This window comes from Pseudomonas sp., assembly GCF_035277045.1.
Lineage (GTDB): Bacteria > Pseudomonadota > Gammaproteobacteria > Pseudomonadales > Pseudomonadaceae > Aquipseudomonas.
In genome coordinates this window covers 1-4,345 of sequence record NZ_DATELE010000040.1, presented here as the reverse complement: position 1 = coordinate 4,345, position 4,345 = coordinate 1, and the positions used below count along the sequence as shown (strand labels likewise).

4 protein-coding genes are annotated in these 4,345 nt (G+C 67.1%); 2 read left to right on the top strand and 2 right to left on the bottom strand.

The genetic code is table 11. The annotated features are described in order from the left end of the window. A partial coding sequence (locus VJS90_RS02170; RefSeq protein ID WP_414704887.1) for a PQQ-binding-like beta-propeller repeat protein occupies positions 1 to 1,137 on the bottom strand: 1,137 nt, incomplete at its 3' end. Between the two features lie 299 nt (positions 1,138 to 1,436). On the opposite strand from VJS90_RS02170, the gene VJS90_RS02165 reads away from it, so the two are divergent. Both VJS90_RS02165 and VJS90_RS02160 read left to right on the top strand, forming a co-directional pair. After that, the gene (locus VJS90_RS02165) at positions 1,437 to 2,834 is read left to right on the top strand and encodes an amidohydrolase family protein (protein WP_324118639.1); all 1,398 of its coding nucleotides are present in this window, start codon (positions 1,437 to 1,439) and stop codon (positions 2,832 to 2,834) included. 382 nt (positions 2,835 to 3,216) lie between these two features. Further along, a complete protein-coding gene (locus VJS90_RS02160; protein ID WP_324118637.1) occupies positions 3,217 to 3,570 on the top strand; it encodes a hypothetical protein in 354 nt (117 codons plus the stop codon). Here the strand turns inward: VJS90_RS02160 and VJS90_RS02155 are convergent. After that, positions 3,532 to 4,345: YCF48-related protein (locus VJS90_RS02155; RefSeq protein WP_324118635.1), on the bottom strand; the 814-nt coding region annotated here is incomplete at its 5' end. The two genes, VJS90_RS02160 and VJS90_RS02155, sit on opposite strands and share 39 nt — an antisense overlap.

Genomic DNA, 4,345 nt, shown 5'->3' with positions numbered 1-4,345 from the left:
CTCGCCGGTGGCGCGGTCGAGCACGTAGAAAAAACCGTTCTTCGGTGCCTGCATCAGCACCTTGCGTTGCTTGCCGTTGATCGGCAGCTCGGCGAGGATCATGTGCTGGGTGGCGGTGAAGTCCCAGGCATCGCCGGGGGTGGTCTGGTAGTGCCAGGCATACTCGCCAGTGTCGGCGTTGACCGCGACGATGCTCGACAGAAACAGATTGTCGCCCTTGGCCTGACTGCGCCATTTCGGGTCCCAGGTCGAGCCGTTGCCGACGCCGATGTACAACAGGTTCAGCTCAGGGTCGTAGGCGAACGAGTCCCAGGCCGTGCCACCGCCGCCCTGCTCGACGAACGCGTCGCCATGCCAGGTCTTGCTGGCGATCTGCATGGCCTTGTCTTCGGGCGGCAGCTTCGGGTCGCCGGGCACGGTGAAGAAGCGCCAGGCCTGCTTGCCGGTCCCGGCGTCGTACGCGGTGACGTAGCCGCGCACGCCGAATTCGGCGCCGCCGTTGCCGATGATGACCTTGCCGTTGACCACCCGCGGAGCACCGGTGATGGTGTAGCTGCGCGCTTTGTCGTTGCGCGTGTCGACCGACCACACCCGTTGGCCGGTCTTGGCGTCGAGGGCTTCCAGGCGACCGTCGAGCACACCGACGTAGACCTTGCCCTGCCAGACCGCCACGCCGCGGTTGACCGCATCGCAGCAGGCCTCGCCGGCGCGCTGGCGGTCGGACTGCGGGTCGTATTTCCACAGCAGCGTGCCGTCGCGGGCGTCGAGGGCATAGACCACCGAGAAGGGACCTGTGGTGTACATCACCCCGTCGACCACGATCGGCGTGGCCTCGACACCGCGGTCCAGGTCCAGCTTGTAGCTCCAGGCCAGGCCAAGCTGGCTGACGTTGCTGTCGTTGATATGCGTGAGGGGGCTGAAACGCTGTTCATCGTAGGTGCGCCCGTGGCTCATCCAGTTGCCGGGCTCGTTATCGGCGGCGGCGATGCGCTTGCCGTCGACCTCGGCGGCCATCGCGAGCGGTGGGCAGGTCAGCGCCAGCACCAACGCCGCCAGGCGCAGGTTCAGTCCCCGGGCGGTCGGTGGATGATCCACCCTGGCAGTCGAGCGCCAGCACAGCAGGCCAGTCCGATTCATTGTGCTCTCTCCGATTCTTATTAGTGGCCGCACCCTGGTGGCGGGCATTCATACAAGAGCAACGCCTGTGCCAATGCCTGGCTGCCGCGCTGAAAGCGCCGTGCCAGAGCGGCCTGGTCCGGATCAAGAGATTCAAAGGCGCACGGTGCCCCTGCGACAGCCGACGCACCGGCGACGCAGGTGGCCCGTGAGTGACACACCTGTGTCACGCCCGGAAAACGGATGAACATCAACTGCCATGCGCGGTCAGCTGCATGGGTGCACCTGACCCCGACCATTCCCGTTCAAGGAGGAAGCCGATGACCGACATGACCGGCCTTGACCGCCGCACGCTGCTCAAACTGGGATCGCTGCTAGGCGCCGGACTGGCCCTGCCGGCCCTGGCCGACAACGCTACGCCGGGCACGCGCGGCCCTGGCCGCCTGTTGATACGAGATGCGACAGTACTGAGCATGGATCCCGGGATCGGCGATCTTGAAGGTGCCGACGTGCTGATCGACGATGGCGCCATCAAGGCCGTTGGCAAGCAGCTGCAAGGCAACGGCGCGGCCGAGCTCGATGCCACTGGCATGATCCTCATCCCTGGCCTGGTCGACGGCCACTGGCACCTGTGGAACAGCCTGTTGCGCAGCAGCGCGCCCAAGCCCGGCGGGCCACCCTTCTTCAAGTCGCAGCTGGCCAGCAGCAAGCGCTTCACCCCAGCGCTCACCGCTCTGGGCGTGCGCCTGGGCCTGGCCGAAGCGATCAACGCCGGCATCACCACTGTCAACAGCTGGGCGCACAACCTGCGCGGCCCGGCCTTCGCCCAGGCCGAGCTGCAGGCGCTGCGTGACAGCGGCCTGCGCGCGCGGCTGTGGTATGGCTACGCCCAGGACCTGCCAGCCACCGCGGCGATGGACTTCAAGGACATCGAGAGGGTTCAGGCGCAGCTGCGCAGCCCCGACTACCGCCGCCTTGACCTTGGCCTGGCGATTCGTGGACCGGAGCGTACCGAAGCGTCGCTCTGGCAGGACGAATTCGCCTACGCCAAGGCTCGGCACCTGCCGGTCTCCACTCACATCGCGGTAAGCCGCCAGATGCAGCAGAAAAGGGCCGTGCAGCAACTGGCCGAACGCGGCCTGCTGACGCCCTCGGTGCAGCTGGTGCATGCCACCCATGCCGATGCCGATGACATCCGCAGCATCTCGATCAGCGGTGCCTCGGTGTGCATCACGCCACTGACCGAGATGCGCGTCGGCTACGGCCTGGCGCCCGTGGCGGCGCTGCATGAGGCCCGCATTCCGGTCAGCCTGGGCATCGACACCCTGGTGTTGTCGGGCAATGCCAATCCCTACATGCTGATGCAGACGGCCTTGAACCTCGCCATCGGCATGACCGGCGACGAACAGCGCATGAGCGCCCGCGACGTGCTGCACTGGGCGACCCAGGGCGCGGCGGACGCGATGGGCCTTGGCGAGCAGATCGGCTCGATCAGTCCGGGCAAGCGCGCCGACCTGGTGCTGATCGACAGCCGCCGGCTGGGGCTGTTCCCGGTCGCGGATCCCGTGGCCAGCGTGGTGCAGTCCGCCACCCCGGCGGATGTGGACACGGTGATCGCCGATGGGCGGGTGATCAAGCGCGCGGGGAAAATGCTGGGACTGGATGTGGCGGCGCTGGCGGTCGAGGCCAAGGCAGGGCTGCGTGAGCTGAGGCAATGAACAAGACCGCACCTTTGCAGGATCGATGCCCTGCCCGGCGCAGCCAGGGCATGTGGGAGCAACTGTCTTCTACCGAGGTACTACTCGCCCCCGGCCCGGCGTCGCCGGGCCCTGTGGGAGCGTGCCTCGTGCCGCGATCGAGGGCGAAGCCCTCGCCGGTGCGCAGGGTTACCGTGTTGTGCGGTGGCGGCAGGAAGCACCGAATCCAGCCAGTTGCTCTTCCAGCGCCCATTCAATTCTGGGGCCGCTCCGCGCCCCATCGCGGGACAAGCCCGCTCCCACAGGACAAACCTGCCACAGGACAAACCTGCCACGGAGCAAACTCGATTCCACGGGACAAGCCCTCTCTCACGGCAAGACCCATCACTGGGAAAGGTGAGCCATGTCGAAATACCCTGTAACCCCCGACGGGCGCTACTTTGTCGTCCGTGACCGGCTCTGGCGCTGCAGCAACCCGGCGCTGGCCGAGGATGAGCGCCAGGCGCTGGTCGACCGGTTGATGGCCGCCCGGCGCGAGGTGAAGCAGGCGAAGGCGGCCGATGATACCGCTCGCCTGCACGCTGCACGCCAATCCGTCGATGCCACCAAGACTGCGCTGGGCGAGCGCGGCCCGGTATGGTGGAACGATGGCGCCGCCGACTTCAACCGGCGCATGGTCGCCAACACCCCCTACGCGCACTGGTACGCGCAGCTGGTCTCAGGGCTCGATCGCCCAGGACACCACCAGTCCCCCTGACCTCAGCGAGTTGCTGCCATAGGTCTGCTCCCCCGTCCAGCCGATGCCAGCGGCCCACACCCGTCCATTGGCGATGGTCAGCCCCCAGAGCTCGGCGTTGGTCAGGGTCTGGCCCTGCAGCCGGCTCAGGTGAGTGACGTACTGCCAGTGTTGCCCGCCATCCGCCGTGCGCATGATCAAACCGTTCTTGCCGACCAGCCAGCCGCGCTCGGCATCCTGGAAGCGCACGCGGGTAAAACCGATCCGGTCGGACAGGCTCATGTCGATCGGGATATCGAGCACGCCCTCGTGCCACTGCTCACCGCCGTCCATCGTGCACCAGACCTTGTAGCCTCCCGCCACGCAGCCGTGCCCAGGGTCGTTGAAATCCAGTCCCATCAAGTGCGCAGCGCCAAGCGGCGCCTGGACCTTGTGCCAGGTCTTGCCCTGGTCGCGCGAGCGCAGCAAGGTGCCCCCCGAACCCACTGCCCAGCCGGTCTGCGGATCGACGAACTGCACGTCCTGCAAGGCGATGTCCTTCAGCGGATACGGCACCCGCTTCCAGTGCAGGCCGCCATCCTCGGTGCGCAGCATGCGCTCCTCGCCGACCACCACCGCATGCCGGGCGTCGGCGATGGCCACACCGTAGGCATCACCGTCGAACTCCAGCGCCTTGCGTGCAGGGTCGTCCAGCCGGGAAAAGACCTGATTGTGCCGCTCCCAGGCAGCTTTTCCCGGTTCGCGCGCGAGGATCACGCCATGGCTGCCCACGGCGAAGGCCGTGCCATCGTCAGCC

What these genes read in the sequence shown, in the direction of transcription:
- VJS90_RS02165 (WP_324118639.1), top strand. Translation starts at nt 1,437, where the DNA reads ATGACCGACATGACCGGCCTTGACCGCCGCACGCTGCTCAAACTGGGA.
- VJS90_RS02160 (WP_324118637.1), top strand. Translation starts at nt 3,217, where the DNA reads ATGTCGAAATACCCTGTAACCCCCGACGGGCGCTACTTTGTCGTCCGT.